Source organism: Plantibacter sp. ME-Dv--P-122b, assembly GCF_030209375.1.
Taxonomy (GTDB): domain Bacteria; phylum Actinomycetota; class Actinomycetes; order Actinomycetales; family Microbacteriaceae; genus Plantibacter.
On record NZ_JARVSC010000003.1, the window covers coordinates 604,895 to 620,324 of the forward strand.

The following is a 15,430-nucleotide window of genomic DNA, read 5'->3' on the forward strand; positions in this document are numbered from 1 at the left end:
CGACGGGTCGGGGACGATCCCGTGGTGCCCTTCGACCGGCTCATCCCGTGCTGCCCTTCGACAGGCTCAGGGACCGGAGCAGATGCCAGGGACCGGAGGAGATGCCAGGGACCGGGGTCGAGGGCGGGGCAGGCGATCGGCTAGAACTCGGTCGGGCCGAGGGACGGGCGGGCGAGGAAGGAGAGCTCGGGCGTCGTCAGCGCGTGGAACTCGAAGACCGTGAAGCGGTTCTCCCCGGCGCGGAGCTGCCCGCCGGGGACGTACAGCGTGTGCTGCGGTCCTCGCGACCAGTAACGGCCGAGCAGGAAGCCGTTCACCCAGACGAGCCCCTTGCCCCAGGCCGCGGTGTCGAGGAACAGGTCGGTGGGCTCGCCGAGCGTCACGGTCGCGGTGAGGAGGACCGGTCCGGCACCGCTGATCGTGGCGTCGGACGTCCGCGCAGCCGCCGCGTCGACGACGGCGTCGATCCGGTCGAGGGCCACGGGGGCGATGCCCCACGACGTGAGGTCCACGCCGTCGAGCGACACAGGCCCGATGATCCCCTTCGGCTCCCCCAGGCGCTTGCCGTAGTTGACGCGGCCCTGGTTCTCGAGGAGGAGTTCGAGCGTCTCACCCGCCGGGATGACGATGGACCGCTCCTTGAACTCGCGGGTGAGTGCACCGACCGGAACGCCGTCGACGGAGACGACCACGCGGTCGCGCACCTCGGCGAACCGGAGCACCCCGCCGCGTCCGCCGAGCGACGCCCGGTACCGCGCCAGACCGCTGAACGCTCCGAGTTCGTCCATCGTGGGGATCCGGTCGAACGCCTGGAGCGGCGCGATCTCGTCGGCCACGTCCGCGAACGGGACTTCCTGCTCGAAGGACACGGTGAACGCCGGGGCGTCCGTCGCGGCGGGCGGGATCTCGGTCGGCACCTCGGCGTACTTCGCGATCACGTCGCGGAAGGCGAAGAACTTCTCCGTCGGGTGGCCCGCCTCGTCGAGGGGCGCGTCGTAGTCGTAGGAGGTGACGTGCGAGCGGTACTGCCCCTTGTCGTTCGCGCCGCCGGTGAACCCGAAGTTCGTGCCGCCGTGGAACATGTAGATGTTCACGGACGCGCCGGCTGCGAGGAGCGCGTCGAGGTCGGCCGCCGTCTCCGCGATGGGTGTCGTGTGGTGGTGCTCGCCCCAGTGGTCGAACCAGCCGTCCCAGAACTCGGAGCACATGAGCGGCCCGGTCGGCTGGTGTTCCCGCAGGGTCGCGAGGCGTTCGAGTGAGCGGCTGCCGAAGGATGCGGTCTTGTGGAGCTCGGGGATGCTGCCGTCCTCGAGCATCTGAGCCGTGGGCTGGTCGACGGTCGTCAGCGGCACCGTGATGCCGAGCTCGCGGGTCCACGCGGTCAGGGTGCGGAGGTAGTCGTGGTCGTCGCCGTAGGCGCCGTACTCGTTCTCGACCTGCACGAGGATGACGGGACCGCCGCGGTCGATCTGCAGCGGGGCGACGATCGGCAGCAGCGCCCCGAAGTATTCGCGGACGGCGGCCAGGTAGCGCGGTTCGCTGCGACGGAGGCCGAGCTCGGGGTCGTGCAGCAGCCAGCCGGGCAGACCGCCGTTGTCCCACTCGGCGCAGATGTAGGGGCCGGGACGCACGATCGCATACATGCCGGCGTCGGCGACGAGGCCGAGGAAGCGTTCGAGGTCGTTCACGCCCGTGGTGTCGAACACGCCGCGCTCGGGGCTGTGCTGATTCCACGCGACGTAGGTCTCGATGGTGTTGAGGCCCATGAGCTTCGCCTTCGCGATGCGGTCCGCCCACTGCTCGGGGTGCACCCGGAAGTAGTGGAGGGCTCCGGAGAGGATCCGGAACGGCTGACCGTCGAGCAGGAAGTCGTCGGCGCCGATGGAGAAGGTGGGCATGCTGGGGCTCCGTGATGAAGGGGTGCGGATGGAGCGACCACGGCCGGCCGGAGCGGATCCCGGAGGACCCTCCGACCGGCCGCGGTCGATGGTGCTGGTGCTGCAGGTGTCGGTCGACTACTTCTCGGTGACCGTGAAGCCCTGCGTGTTGCCGTACTCGACGAGCTGCTTCTGCCAGTCGGCAAGACCGTCGTTCAGGTCGGCCTTGTTCGCGTAGGACTGTCCGACGGTGTCGGCGAAGATGCTGTTCGCGTAGACCTGGTACGGCAGGTACTGCCACCCGGTCGACACGTCCTTCGCGCCCTGCACGAGGACCTCGTTGATCTTCTGGCCGCCGAAGTACTCGGGAGCCGCGGAGAGGAACTCGTCGGAGTTCAGGTCGGCGGTCGTCGCCGGGAAGCCACCGTTGTCGAGGAAGACCTTGACGCTGTCCTCGTCGTTGTTCAGCCACTTGAGGAAGCCCGCGGCGAGCGCCGGGTTCTTGCTCTGCTTCAGCACGACCTGGCCACCGCCACCGTTCTCGGCGTTGGCGGGCTTGCCGTCGTAGGTCGGGATCGGGGCGACGCGCCACTGGCCGGAGGCCTCGGCGACGGACGACTCGAGCACACCCGGCATCCAGGCGCCCGTGATGAGCGTCGCGATGCTGCCGTTGCCGAGCGACTTGTACCAGTCGTCGCTCCACCCGGGGACGCTGGAGAGCAGGTCGCCCTCGACGAGCTGGTTCCAGGTGTCGGCCCACTTCTTGGAGCCCTCGTCGGCGAGGTTGACACTCACCTTGGTGCCGTCGGCGGTGAACGGACGTCCACCGGCCTGCCAGATCATGCTGGTCGCGAAGCCGGAGTCACCGGAGTCGTTGGTGATGTACTTCGACGGGTCGGCCGCGTGCAGCTGTGCGGCTGCCGCGATGTACTCGTCCCAGGTGGTCGGCACGGCGATGCCGTACTGGTCGAACACCGTCTTGTTGTAGAACATGGCCATGGGGCCGGAGTCCTGCGGGAGGGCGTAGAGGCCGTCGCCGATGTTGACGGAGCTCCACGGGCCGGGGCTGTAGTCGTCCTTCAAGTCGCCGAAGCCGTAGGCGTTGAGGTCGACGAGGGAGTCGCTGAGCGCGAACTGCGGGATGGCGTAGTACTCGACCTGCGCGACGTCGGGAGCACCCTTGCCGGCCTTGATCGCGTTCTGCAGCTTCGTGTACTCGGTGGTGTTGGTGCCGGCGTTGACCAGGTTGACCTTGACCTTGGGGTAGGCCTTCTCGAACGCGGCGACCTGCGCCTCGGCGGACGGCGTCCAGGACCAGTAGGTGATCTCGCCACCGGCTTCGAGGGCGGATTCGATGTCCTTGGCGTCGCCCGAGGCGGTGCTGCCGCCGCCGGACGAGCAGGCGACGAGCGAGGCTCCGATCATCGCGGACGCGACGGCCGCCGTGGCCGCGCGGCGCAGAACCGTGCGAGACGGTGAGATGCGCTTCATGGGTGTTTCCTTTCACTGCGTTGGGAGGAGGAGGTGATGCCCCGGTCCCTGAGCCTGTCGAAGGGCGGAGGTGGTGCCCTTCGACAAGCTCAGGGACCGGTTGGTGGTGCGGTGGCCCTTCGACAAGCTCAGGAACCGGTGGGAAAAGCGGGAATCAGCCCTTGACGCTGCCGGCGCTCAGGCCGGACTGCCAGAAGCGCTGCAGGAAGAGGAACGCGATGACGATCGGGACGATGGTCAGGAGCGATCCGGTGATCACAAGGTTGAAGATCGGCTGCGCGGCGACACCGGTGGCCTGGGCGCTCCACTGGCTGAGGCCGACCGTGAGCGGATACCAGGTCGGCTCCGACAGCATGATGAGCGGCAGGAAATAGTTGTTCCAGGTCGCGACGATCGCGAAGAGGAGCACCGTGACGATGCCGGGGCCGAGGAGTCGCAGCGAGATCGTGAAGAAGGTGCGGAACTCCCCCGCGCCGTCCATGCGGGCGGCCTCGAGCAGCTCGGTCGGGACCGCGTCGACCGCGTACGTCCAGATGAGGTACAGGCCGAACGGGCTGACGAGCGAGGGCAGGATGACCGCCCACGGCGTGTTCGTCAGGCCGACCTGGCTGAACAGCAGGAAGGTCGGGACGGCGAGTGCCGTGCCCGGCACCGCGATGGAGCCGAGGATGATCGCGAACACGGCGCGCTTGCCCGGGAACCGGAACTTGGCGAGGCCGTAGCCGCCGATCGTCGCGAGGAGCGTCGCCCCACCGGCGCCGACGACGACGTAGAGCAGTGTGTTGCCGAACCAGCCGACGAACTGCCCGTCGCGGTAGGTGAGCGTGTCCACGATGTTCTGCCAGAGGTTGAACCCGCCGTCGCCGAACCAGAGACCGAAGGACGAGAAGAGGTCGGGCTGGGACTTCGTCGCGTTGATCAGGAGCCACAGGATCGGGACGACGGAGTAGAGGAGGAACACGGCCATGACGATCGTGAGGACGATCGAGCGCTTGCGGCGCGGGTCGTGGCGCTTCCGGGTGGGCCGGTCGAAGGCACGCGGGTTGCGGGCGGTCCGGGTCGACACGGTCTGCGGGCGGACGGTCGGGTTCGAGACGGTGGCCATCAGCTGTTCTCCTGTCGGGAGCCGCGCACCTGCACGACGTAGGCGATGACGGCGGTGATGACGCCCATGATGATCGCGACCGTCGCCGCGAGGTTGAACTGCTGGCCGGCGAACGACAGGTTGTAGGCGTACATGTTCGGGGTGAAGTTGCTCGTGATCACGTTGGGCGCGAGGTTCTTCAGCAGGTTCGGCTCGTTGAAGAGCTGGAACGACCCGATGACGGAGAAGATCGTCGCGATGACGAGCGCTCCGCGGAGGGCTGGGATCTTGATGCTGAAGACGGTGCGGAACTGTCCGGCCCCGTCGATCTCGGCCGCCTCGTAGATCTCACCGGGCACGACGCGGAGGGCGGCGTAGAAGATGAGCATGTTGTAGCCCATGAACTCCCACGTCACGATGTTGCCGATGGACGCGAGGACGGCCTGGGAGCTGAACGGCTCGAGGATCTGCGCGCCGACGAGGTCGTTGAAGCTGCCGGCGAGACCGAACTGGTCGCCGTAGATGAAGCCCCAGATGAGTGCTGCGACGACGCCGGGGACGGCGTACGGCAGGAAGAGCGCGATGCGGAAGAAGGCGGCGCCGTGGAGCCGGGCGCTGTCGAGCGCGAGCGCCGCGGTGAGCGACAGGGCGAGCATGATCGGCACCTGCACGACGAAGAACAGTGCGACACGGCCGAACGGCTCCCAGAACTTCGGGTCCTGGAGCACCTGGGCGTAGTTGTCGAACCCGACGAAGGCGTTGCCGCCGATGAGCTTCTCCTGGAAGAAGCTGAGGTAGAGCGCGTAGACGAGCGGGGCGATGATCATCAGCGCGAAGACGATCATGAAGGGGGCGATGAACGCCCAGCCCTTCCAATCCCGGCGGTCGCGTCGGTGGACACGGACCGCTGGTGGCCGGCCGGTGCGAGCGGTCGTAGTGGTCATGGGCAGCTTCCTTGCTGGGATTCGGGCGGAACCGTCGTGCGGTGGAGCCGTGCGGGGGAGGGATCGCGGTGGATGTTTACGTCAACATCTGATCGGTACCATAGCATGTTCACGTCAACATGCAAGGATGGATGCGACGATAGGGAGACCATGACGGACACCACCCGGAGAGCGCCTGGCCGCGCCAGGCGAGCACCGTCGATGGCGGACGTCGCGGCGCACGCCGGCGTCTCCTCCCAGACCGTCTCCCGCGTCGCGAACGGGCTGACCAACGTCGACGACGGCACCCGCGACCGCGTGCTCGAGGCGATGACCGAGCTCGGCTACCGCCCGAACAAGGCCGCTCGAGCGTTGCGATCGGGGCGCACCCGCAGCATCGGGATCACGATGTTCACGCTCTCCTCCTACGGCAACATGCGCACGCTCGACGCGATCACGGTCCAGGCAGCACGGGCCGGCTACTCGGTCACGGTCGTCCCCGTCGAGTACCCGACGCAACGCGACGTCGCGGTCGCCCTCGACAGCCTCCGCGAGCAGGATGTCGACGGCCTCATCATCGTCATCGAGTCGCACATCGTCGACGGCGCCGACGTCGAACTCCCCTCCGGCCTGCCCGTCGTCGTCATCGACTCCGCGGCACGCACCGACTACCCGGTCGTCGACAACGACCAGGCACAGGGTGCGGCACTCGCCACCCAGCACCTCCTCGACCTCGGACACCAGGGCGTGTGGCACATCGCCGGCCCCCGCACGTCGTACTCGGCGGCTCGTCGCGAGCAGAGCTGGGCGGACACCTTGCGCGAGGCCGGGATCACGCCGCCGCCCGCGTTCCGTGGCGACTGGTCGACGACCTCGGGGTACGAGATCGGCCTCGAGATCGCCGAGCGCCCGGAGATCACGGCCGTGTTCGCCTCGAACGACCAGATGGCGCTCGGGCTCCTCCGCGCCCTGCACGAGCGCGGGCGTGCCGTGCCGGAGTCGATCAGCGTCGTCGGGTTCGACGACACCCCGGAATCGGACTCGTTCTGGCCGCCGCTCACGACGGTGCACCAGGACTTCGACGAGATCGGACGCCGGGCGATCACCACGCTCCTCCGCGAGATCGAGGAGGGCCCGCAGCTCTCCACTGAGCCCCTCACCCCGACGTCCCTCGTCGTCCGCGCGAGCACGGCGCCCCCGCCCACGGTCTGAGGTGAGCGAGACACTCCCCTGCGGTCATTGACCGCCTGTCGAAATGCCCCAGCGACACCTCGACCATCGCGGCGAACGAAGCCCCGGTCATTGAGCCTGTCGAAATGCCCACCTCCGCACTTCGACAGGCTCAGTGACCGGAACGGACCGGAGTGGGCCTCAGTGACCGGAACGGACCGGAGTGGGGCCTCAGCGACCGGCCATCGCTTGACACCCGAGCGAGGGGTCGCCCATACTCGTCGGAAATGTTGACGTGAACACGGTGGTTCGACGCCGCTAAATGTTCACGTGAACATCCCCTGTACCACGGCCTCCAACGAAGGAACCACCGATGACACTGCCGTCACCAGTCCGCCGACGAACGATCGGAGCGACCGTCGCCGTCGCCCTCGGCATCGCCGCGATCGCCCCAGCACTCGCCACCGTGGACGCCGCACCCGCGGCCGCCGCGGAGAGCACTCCCCTCACCATCACCCCCAACCCGGCCTACCAGAACGAGGCGTTCGAAGGCTGGGGCACGAGCCTCGTCTGGTTCGCCAACGCCACGGGCGACTACCCCGCGGACGTCCGCCAGGACCTCTTCGACAAGGTGTTCGGCGAGGACGGTCTCAACCTCAACATCGCCCGCTACAACATCGGTGGCGGCAACGCGAGCGACGTCCCGCCCTACCTGCGGGCCGGCGGCGCTGTCGACGGCTGGTGGAATCCGGACCTCGCCGCGAGCGACGCCGACGGCCCCATCACCTCCGACTACGCCGACCGCGACCGCTACGCCGCCGCCTGGGACGCCGACGACCCGGCCTCCTACGACTTCGACGCCGACGAGACCCAGCGCTGGTGGCTCACGGCACTCAAGGACAAGATCACCAAGTGGGAGGCGTTCAGCAACTCCCCGCCCTACTTCATGACCGAGAGCGGTTACGCGTCGGGGAACTTCAACGCCGCCGACGAGCAGCTGAAGCCCGAGAGCGTCGATGACTTCGTCGCGTACCTCACGACCGTCGTCGACCACCTCGAGGCCGACACGGGCATCGACTTCGACACCATCGACCCCTTCAACGAGCCGAACACGAACTACTGGGGCACCCAGATCGACGCGGCCACCGGTTGGCCGAAGGGCGGCCGCCAGGAGGGTGCGCACATCGGCCCGGCCATGCAGGACACCGTCATCAAGGCCCTCGCCAAGCGCCTCGCCGCTGAGGGCACGTCAACCGAGGCCGTCATCGCGGCCATGGACGAGACCAACCCCGGCATCTTCGCGACGAACTGGAACGGCTGGTCGCAGACCGCCAAGGACCTCGTCACGCAGCTCAACGTCCACAGCTACGGCCAGGGCGGCAGCGTCGTCGCGCGCGACATCGCGAAGACCGCCGGCAAGCCACTGTGGATGAGCGAGGTCGAGGGCAACTGGGACTCCAGCGGCAAACACAACCTCACGAACATCGACAACGGCATCGGCATGGCGACGCACCTCATCGACGACCTCCGCAACCTGGAGCCGACCGCGTGGGTGCTCTGGCAGCCCGTCGAGGACCTCTACAACATGGAGAAGGTCGAGAAGCTCAACTGGGGCAGCGTCCTCATCGACTTCGACTGCAACGCCGAGGGCGACTCCGAGCGACGCATCGCCGACGGTGACGCCGACCCGAGCTGCTCGGTGAAGACGAACGCGAAGTACAACACGCTCCGCAACTTCACCCACTACGTGCAGCCCGGTGACCACCTCATCCCGTCCACCGACGCGCAGACCACCACGGCCCTCCGTGCCGACGGCACCGGTGCGACCCTCGTGCACGCCAACCCGTCGACCTCGGCTCGGACGATCACGATCGACCTGTCGAAGTTCGCCGACATCGCCGCCGGCGCGACGGTCACGCCGGTCGTGACGACGGAGTCCCCCGCGGACGACGTCACCGCCAATGCACTCGTGCAGGGCGACGCCGTGTCGATCGACCCGGTGACGAAGCAGGCGACGCTCACCGTCCCGGCGAAGTCGGTCACCACCTTCCTCGTCGACGGCGCGACCGGTGTCGCAGCCGACGCGGCGCCGTTCCAGGATGGACACGCGTACCAGCTCGTCGGCAAGCAGAGCGCGAAGGCGTTCACCGCCGCAGCAACGACCGGGACGGTCCCGGCCGGCACCATCACCCCGCGTGCCTCCGACGCCACGACCGGTGCGGCGCAGGTGTGGACCGCCGAGCGACTCTCGGGTGGCGGCACGAACACCGACCGCTACGCCATCCGCAGCTCGTCCGGAGCACTGCTCTCCGCGAACTCCGCCGGCACCTCGCTCGTCGCTGCGACGCGGGAACAGGCCGGGTCCGACCCCTCGCTGCAGTGGATCCCGACGACGACCAACGGCTCCGAATGGAGCCTCGTGAACGTCGGCACCAGCCAGTCCCTCGAGGTCGGCGGGCAGTCCACCACCACGGGCGCCGCGGTCGGCGTCTACCAGTCGAACAACGGCGCGAACCAGACCTGGAGTTTCGTCGACACCGCCCTCACGGGGGTGCAGCCCGTCACGGCGCAGACCGTCGCCGGTGTTGCGGCGTCGCTGCCGACGACGGTGGTCCCGCTCTACGGCGCGGTCCAGGGCGCTCCGGTTCCGGTGACCTGGGACACCTCGGCCGTGGACTGGAACACGCCGGGCACGATCGTCGTGAACGGTTCCGGCACTGACGGCTGGGGTGCGGCGTTCACCGCGCAGGCCACCGTCGACATCGGCGGCTTCACCACCACCGAACCGGTCTCCCTGACGGTCGCGGCCGGGTCCCCGGCGAGCGCCGTCATCGCTGCGGCACCCACCACGGTCCCGGCGCAGATCGGGGCCAGCACCAACCGATTCGACACGGCCGTCACCTGGGACTTCAGCACCCTCGACGACGCCGACCTCGCCGACACCGGTGTGGTGCAGGTGCGCGGCGCGGCTGCGTCGAACGATCCGGCCGCGGCACCGATCGACGCACTCCTGTCGATCATCGTCACGGCGCCCGGCGAGCGGAACATCGCGCCGGACGCCACGACCGTCGCGAGCGCGACGTCCACCGAGTCCGGGTATCCGGCGAGCAACACCAAGAACGGTGTGCGGAACGACAAGGGCTGGTCCAACTGGCGCTCGTCGAACAAGCCGGCGAGCGACACCCTGAGCTACGAGCTCGGCGGCGAGCACACGATCGAGCACGTCACCTTCTACGCCTACAAGGACGGGAGCACCGACAGCTGGCCGAGTGCGTTGACCGTGCAGTTCCGCGACGCCGATGGCGCGTGGATCGACGCTCCGGGCGGGGCGGTCACCGTGCCGGTCCCGACCGATGGGACGGCTCCGATCGTCGACGTCGACCTCGGCGGCGTCACGACGAGTGCGGTCCGTGTCGTGATGACGGCGTATGCGAACACGCACCTGGTCGTGTCTGAGGTCGAGATCTACGCGCTCGCGCCGTCGGTCGCGACCGAGGCCAGCCTCGCGGCGCTCCGGGTGAACGGCACGCCGATCGAGGGCTTCGAACCGGCGGTGCTCGAGTACGAGGTGCCGCTGGCGGGATCCGCCGATCCGGTGGTCGACGCCATCCCGGCCGACCGCGACGCGACGGTGACGATCGAGCCGCTCCAAGCGGCACCGGCGGCTGCGGCCCGTGCTGCAGCTGACGCGAGCGACGGCGTCGTCATCACGGTGACGGCGGCTGACGGTGTGACCACGCGGTCGACGACCATCACCTTCGCCCGGACGGCGGTCGCGACCGCGATGCTGTCGAGCGTGGCCCGCGAGGGCGTCCCGACGACCGCTGCGGTCGTGGTGGACCCGGAGGACGCGGCCGTGGTCTACGCGTGGCTGCTCGACGACGCGGTGGTTGACGGAGCCGACACGGCGACGTTCACGCCGCCCGTCGGCAGTGCGGGAGCCGCGCTCGCGGTGCGGGTGACGGTCTCGGCGGAGGGCTTCGCGCCGGTCGCGACGACGTCCACGCCGGTGACGGTGCTCGCCGCCGCGGTGGACCCGGGGACCGATCCCGGCACCGACCCGGGGACGAACCCCGGCACCGGTCCCGGTACGGGCTCCGGCGGTGGCACGGCCGGCGGCGGTGACGGCACGAGCTCGCCCTCGGGCGGTTCGGCCACCGGCGCCGACTCGCTGTCCCGCACGGGTGTGGACGTGTCGAGCATCGGGCTCGTCGCGCTGCTGCTCGGCCTCGTCGGTTTCGCCTCGGTGCTGGTCGCGCGTCGCCGTCGCTCCGCCGCGTAGGTCGCTCCTGACGAACCCCGTCGCCCGTCGTCTCGGGTGGCGGGGTTCGTCGCGTGCCGGCAGCCGCGCGGTTCCCGCGAAGGCACTTCGACAAGCTCCGCGACCGGAACGATTCCACGCTCCCTGAGCCTGTCGAAGGGCCCACGAGGAAGCCCCACCGTCCGAGGTGACTCGGGCGGCGGGGCTTCGTGGCGCGGGGTGACTACTCGGCGTCGAGGTCCGTCTCGAGGAGACCGGCGAGCTCGGCGAGTGCCTCGTCGGCGCCCTCGCCCTCAGCGCGGAGGGTGACGACGTCGCCGTTGGTGGCGCCGAGGCTCATGATCGTGAGGATGCTCGAGGCGTCGAGCGGGCCCGAGTCGCCCAGCTCGATCGTGACGGGCACCGGCTGGCGCTTGACCGTCTCGATGAAGAGCTTGGCGGGGCGGGCGTGCAGCCCGACGCGGCTGGCGATGGTGGCTTGGCGTTCGGCCATGATGATGCTCCTTCTGCGGTTCGGTTGGTGCCGGCCAGACCAGTGGATCAGGTCAGGCTGTGGATCGGACGGGTATGGATCAGACGGTCGCGGGCTCGGTGGCGACCGCGGGGGCTGCCGTGTCGGCACCCTCCACCGGACGACGACGGGCGAACCGCTTGAGGAGGACGACGGCAACGGCGGTGATGACCGTACCGACGAGGACCGAGAGGGCGAACATCCCGAAGTTGCCGATGGCGAAGAACACGAAGACGCCGCCGTGCGGTGCCTGCGAGGTGACGCCGGTCGCCATGACGAGCGCACCGGTGGCGGCACCACCGAGGATCGACGCCGGGATGACGCGGAACAGGTCCGCAGCGGCGAACGGGATCGCACCCTCGCTGATGAACGCGGCACCGAGCAGCCAGGCGGCCTTGCCGTTCTCCCGCTCGACCGCGGTGAACGAACGACGGCTGAGGACGGTCGAGGCGAGCGCCATCGCGAGCGGCGGCACCATGCCGGCGGCCATCACGGCGGCCATGATCTGCCACGGTGCCTGGTTGGCGAGCGTTCCCGCACCGAGACCGGCGACGGCGAAGGAGTACGCGACCTTGTTGACGGGGCCACCGAGGTCGAACGCCATCATCGTGCCGAGGATCACGCCGAGCAGGATCGCGGAGACACCGGTGAGGCCGGAGAGCCAGGAGTTGAGACCACCCATGAGTGCGGCGATCGGGCCGCCGAGGACGAGGATCATGAGGCCGGACGCGACGATCGAGCCGATCAGCGGGATGATCACGACGGGCATCAGCCCACGCAGCCACCGCGGCACGTTCAGGCGACCGAGGCCGTACGCGACACCACCGGCGAGCAGACCACCGACGAGTCCGCCGAGGAAGCCGGCGCTCATGAGGAGGGCGACGGCACCGGCGACGAACCCGGGAGCGATGCCCGGTCGGTCGGCGATGGCGTAGGCGATGTAGCCGGCGAGGGCCGGGACGAGGAACGCCATCGAGGCGTTGCCGATGGAGAACGCGACCGCGCCGAGGTAGGCGCCGAGTCCGCCGGCCGGCAGGTTCACGAGGCTGTTCTCGACGATGATCTTGCCGGCGTTCTCGGTGATGTCGTAGCCACCGAGGAGGAAGCCGAGGGCGATGAGCAGACCGCCACCCGCGACGAACGGGATCATGTAGCTGACACCGGTGAGCAGCCAACGTTTGATCGACTGACCGACGTTGGCGTCCTTCTTGTCCGACGTCGACGCGGAGGCGTCGCCGGCCGCCGCGGCGACCCGCGGGGCGTTCGGGTTCGAGATCGCGGCGACCGCGTCGTTGATGAGCTGCTCCGGGGCGTCGATGCCGCGCTTCACGGGAGCCTTGATGACCGGCTTGCCGGCGAAGCGGGTGACGTCGCGGACGTCCACGTCGACGGCGAAGATGACCGCCTGTGCCTTCGCGACGACGTCGGCGGGCAGCGGAGTCGCACCGGAGGCACCCTGTGTCTCGACGTGCAGCTCGACACCGAGGCGCTTCGCGGTGGCGGCGAGCGAGTCGGCCGCCATGTAGGTGTGGGCGATGCCCGTGGCGCACGAGGTGACCGCGATGAGCACGGGCCGTGAGGCCTGATCGCCGGCCTCGACGGGAGCCGTCGCGGCGCGCTCGGCTGCAGGAGCCGACGCGGGCTTGGGCGCGTCGCTGAGTGCACCATCGACGAGGGCGACCACCGCGGCGGCGTCGGGCGCCTCACGCAGGGAGGTCACGAACTCGGGCTTGATGAGCGAGCGGGCGAGCTTCGACAGGAGCGCGAGGTGCGCCTGGTCGGCGCCGTCCGGGGCCGCGATGAAGAAGAGGAGGTCGGCCGGGCCGTCGTCGGAACCGAAGTCGACGAGTGGCGAGACGCGGGCCATCGCCAGCGTCGGCTCGGTGACGGCGGCCGAACGGCAGTGCGGGATCGCGATGCCGCCGGGGATGCCGGTGTCGGTCTTGCTCTCCCGCGCCCAGGCGTCGGCGAAGAGCGCCTCGGTGTCGGTGGCACGGCCGGCGCGGACGACGAGCTCGGCGAGCGCGCGGATGACACCCGCGCGATCGGTGCCGAGGTCGGCGTCGAGGGCGACGAGCCCTGGGGTGATGAGTGGGGTGGACATCTGGGTTCTCCTTCGAAACGGATGCTGGTGCTTCGGGTGGTCGGGGCGGCCCTTCGACAAGCTCAGGGACCGGGGTGGTCAGGGGGCGGATGGGATCCGCTGCGGGAGCTGGACGACGTCGATGGCGGCGGCGTCCGTCCCGGTGAGCGCCGGCACGTCGCTGCCGGGGAGCGCCGCGGCTGCGGCTCCGTGGGCGACGGCCTGCGCGAGGCGAGCTGCGGGTGCGAGACCTGCGGTTCGGGCGATCAGGTAGCCGGCGAGGGAGGAGTCCCCCGCGCCGACGGTGCTGCGCGCGACGATCTTCGGGGCCCGGGCCGACCAGGCGGTGTCGCCCTCCACGAGGACGGCTCCTCGGGAGCCGAGCGTGACGAGGACGGCGGCGACCGGACCGGGTCGGTCCGTGGTGCCGATGAGCGTGGCGGCGACGGACGCGGCGAGCGCCGGGTCCGCCTCGATCTCGTCGCCGGACGCGGTGCCGGTGAGTTCGGCGAGTTCGGCACCGTTCGGCTTGATGAGGTCGACGCGTTCCCCGGTGGCGGCGAAGGTGTCGAGGAGGGCGGCGAGCGGCTCCCCCGAGCTGTCGACGGCGACGAGCGGGCGGTCGCCGTCGGTGAGGGCGCGAGCGGCCCGGACGATCCGTGCGTAGAAGTCGGCGGGGAGACCGGGTGGCAGCGAACCGGCGATGACGAGCCATTCGGCACTCGCGGCGGCACGGGCGGTCGCGTCGACGAGGCGTGCCGCGTCGTCCTCGGTGAGGAGCGGACCCGGCTCGTTGATCTTGGTGGTGGTGCCGTCGGGCTCGGTGAGCGTGATGTTGCGACGCACGGGCTGCCCGGTCGGGACGGCGAGGACGTCGATGCCCTGCGCGCGGAGCGACTCGATCATCGGGTCGGTCGATTCGCCGGGGAGGACGGCGATGGTCGCCAGCTCGGCGGCGGCGATGGCCCGCGAGACGTTGACGCCCTTGCCGCCCGGCTGCTCCCGGCTGGCGAGGGCGCGGAGGACCTCGCCGCGCTCGACGACACCGGGGAGCTCCACCGTGTGGTCGAGCGAGGGGTTGGCGGTCAGGGTGATGATCATGCGACGACCACCTCGACACCCGCAGCCTCGAGGGCGTCCCCGAGGGTCGTCGGAACGACCTCGTCGGTGATGACGGTGTCGATCTCGTCGAGGGCGGCGAAGCGGATGAGCGCTTCCTCACCGAGCTTGGCGGCGTCGGCGAGGACGACGGCCCGGCGCGACCCACGGACGATCGCCGACTTCACGGCGCCCTCGAGTTCGTCGGGCGTGCTGAGGCCGAAGTCGGCGCTGACCCCGTTGGCGCCGACGAAGGCGATGTCGGGGCGGAACCGGCCGAGCTCGTCGACGGTCGTGCTGCCGACGGCCGCACTCGTGATGCCACGGACGCGGCCACCGAGGAGGTGCAGTTCGACGTGGTCGCAGTGGTGGAGCGTCGCGGCGATCGGGACGGAGTTGGTGATGACCGTGAGCGTCTGTCCGGCGGTGGCCGGGCGCCAGGTGACGAGCAGGTCGGCGAGGTGGGCCGTGGTCGTCCCGGCGTCGATGACGATCGAGCCGCTGAACGTCGCCGGGATGAGCCGGAGGGCCGCACGGGCGATCGTGGCCTTCGCGTCGCTCCGCTGGCCCTGGCGATCGGCGAGGCTGGCCTCCGCGACGGAAGCACGTGCTGCGGAGACGGCACCGCCGTGGACGCGGCGCAGGACACCGGAGGTCTCGAGCTGGTCGAGGTCGCGGCGGATCGTCTCAGCGGTGACGCCCAGTTCGCGGGAGACGTCGGCGACGGAGACCCGTCCGCTCGTCTTCACCCGGCTGGTGATGTGCTCGTGCCGCTCCGTCGCGTACATGCGTCGTCCTTGACCTTCGTTTCCGGTGTTGCAGGCTTGCAGTGCGAAGAAAGTATCACACAAACACAGAGAAACACAGATCCAGTTCTCCGCCGGACCCTGAGCCTGTCGAAGGGCAGCAACCACCCCCGGTCCCTGAGCCTG

Annotated in this window: 10 protein-coding genes; 2 read left to right on the plus strand and 8 right to left on the minus strand. The window is 69.7% G+C overall.

All coding sequences use genetic code 11. The features are described from left to right. Window positions 1-140 precede the first annotated feature (140 nt). The 4 genes from QRN19_RS07550 to QRN19_RS07565 all read right to left on the minus strand — a co-directional run bounded on the left by QRN19_RS07550 (window position 141) and on the right by QRN19_RS07565 (window position 5,396). A complete protein-coding gene (locus QRN19_RS07550; protein WP_285026133.1) occupies window positions 141-1,898 on the minus strand; it encodes a glycoside hydrolase family 35 protein in 1,758 nt (585 codons plus the stop codon). A 117-nt stretch (window positions 1,899-2,015) separates the two neighbouring features. Then, window positions 2,016-3,368, minus strand: a complete 1,353-nt coding sequence (locus QRN19_RS07555) for an ABC transporter substrate-binding protein (RefSeq protein ID WP_086475056.1) — start codon at window positions 3,366-3,368, stop codon at window positions 2,016-2,018. Between the two features lie 154 nt (window positions 3,369-3,522). Then, window positions 3,523-4,473 (minus strand): carbohydrate ABC transporter permease, encoded by a 951-nt coding sequence (locus QRN19_RS07560; RefSeq protein ID WP_086475055.1) that lies wholly within the window; start codon window positions 4,471-4,473, stop codon window positions 3,523-3,525. Beyond that, window positions 4,473-5,396: a carbohydrate ABC transporter permease gene (locus tag QRN19_RS07565; protein ID WP_086475054.1), complete on the minus strand. Its 924-nt coding sequence runs from the start codon at window positions 5,394-5,396 to the stop codon at window positions 4,473-4,475. The genes QRN19_RS07560 and QRN19_RS07565 overlap by 1 nt, the downstream gene beginning before the upstream one ends. 150 nt (window positions 5,397-5,546) lie before the next feature. Here QRN19_RS07565 and QRN19_RS07570 point away from each other — a divergent pair, with 150 nt between their 5' ends. Both QRN19_RS07570 and QRN19_RS07575 read left to right on the plus strand, forming a co-directional pair. Beyond that, window positions 5,547-6,587 (plus strand): LacI family DNA-binding transcriptional regulator, encoded by a 1,041-nt coding sequence (locus tag QRN19_RS07570; protein ID WP_285026135.1) that lies wholly within the window; start codon window positions 5,547-5,549, stop codon window positions 6,585-6,587. 331 nt (window positions 6,588-6,918) lie between these two features. Beyond that, window positions 6,919-10,827 carry a glycoside hydrolase gene (locus tag QRN19_RS07575; RefSeq protein WP_285026136.1) on the plus strand — a complete coding sequence of 1,303 codons (3,909 nt, stop codon included), beginning with the start codon at window positions 6,919-6,921 and terminating at the stop codon, window positions 10,825-10,827. Between the two features lie 202 nt (window positions 10,828-11,029). Here the strand turns inward: QRN19_RS07575 and QRN19_RS07580 are convergent, their stop codons facing one another. The 4 genes from QRN19_RS07580 to QRN19_RS07595 all read right to left on the minus strand — a co-directional run bounded on the left by QRN19_RS07580 (window position 11,030) and on the right by QRN19_RS07595 (window position 15,286). Continuing rightward, a complete protein-coding gene (locus tag QRN19_RS07580; protein WP_056014456.1) occupies window positions 11,030-11,299 on the minus strand; it encodes an HPr family phosphocarrier protein in 270 nt (89 codons plus the stop codon). A gap of 79 nt (window positions 11,300-11,378) precedes the next feature. Continuing rightward, complete coding sequence (locus QRN19_RS07585; RefSeq protein WP_285026138.1) at window positions 11,379-13,421, minus strand: PTS fructose transporter subunit IIABC; 2,043 nt, start codon at window positions 13,419-13,421, stop codon at window positions 11,379-11,381. 78 nt (window positions 13,422-13,499) lie between these two features. Next, on the minus strand, window positions 13,500-14,501 hold the full coding sequence (locus tag QRN19_RS07590; protein WP_285026139.1) for a 1-phosphofructokinase family hexose kinase: 1,002 nt from the start codon (window positions 14,499-14,501) through the stop codon (window positions 13,500-13,502). Then, window positions 14,498-15,286 carry a DeoR/GlpR family DNA-binding transcription regulator gene (locus tag QRN19_RS07595; protein ID WP_085512485.1) on the minus strand — a complete coding sequence of 263 codons (789 nt, stop codon included), beginning with the start codon at window positions 15,284-15,286 and terminating at the stop codon, window positions 14,498-14,500. Before QRN19_RS07595 ends, QRN19_RS07590 begins: the two co-directional genes overlap by 4 nt. Between the last annotated feature and the right edge of the window lie 144 nt (window positions 15,287-15,430).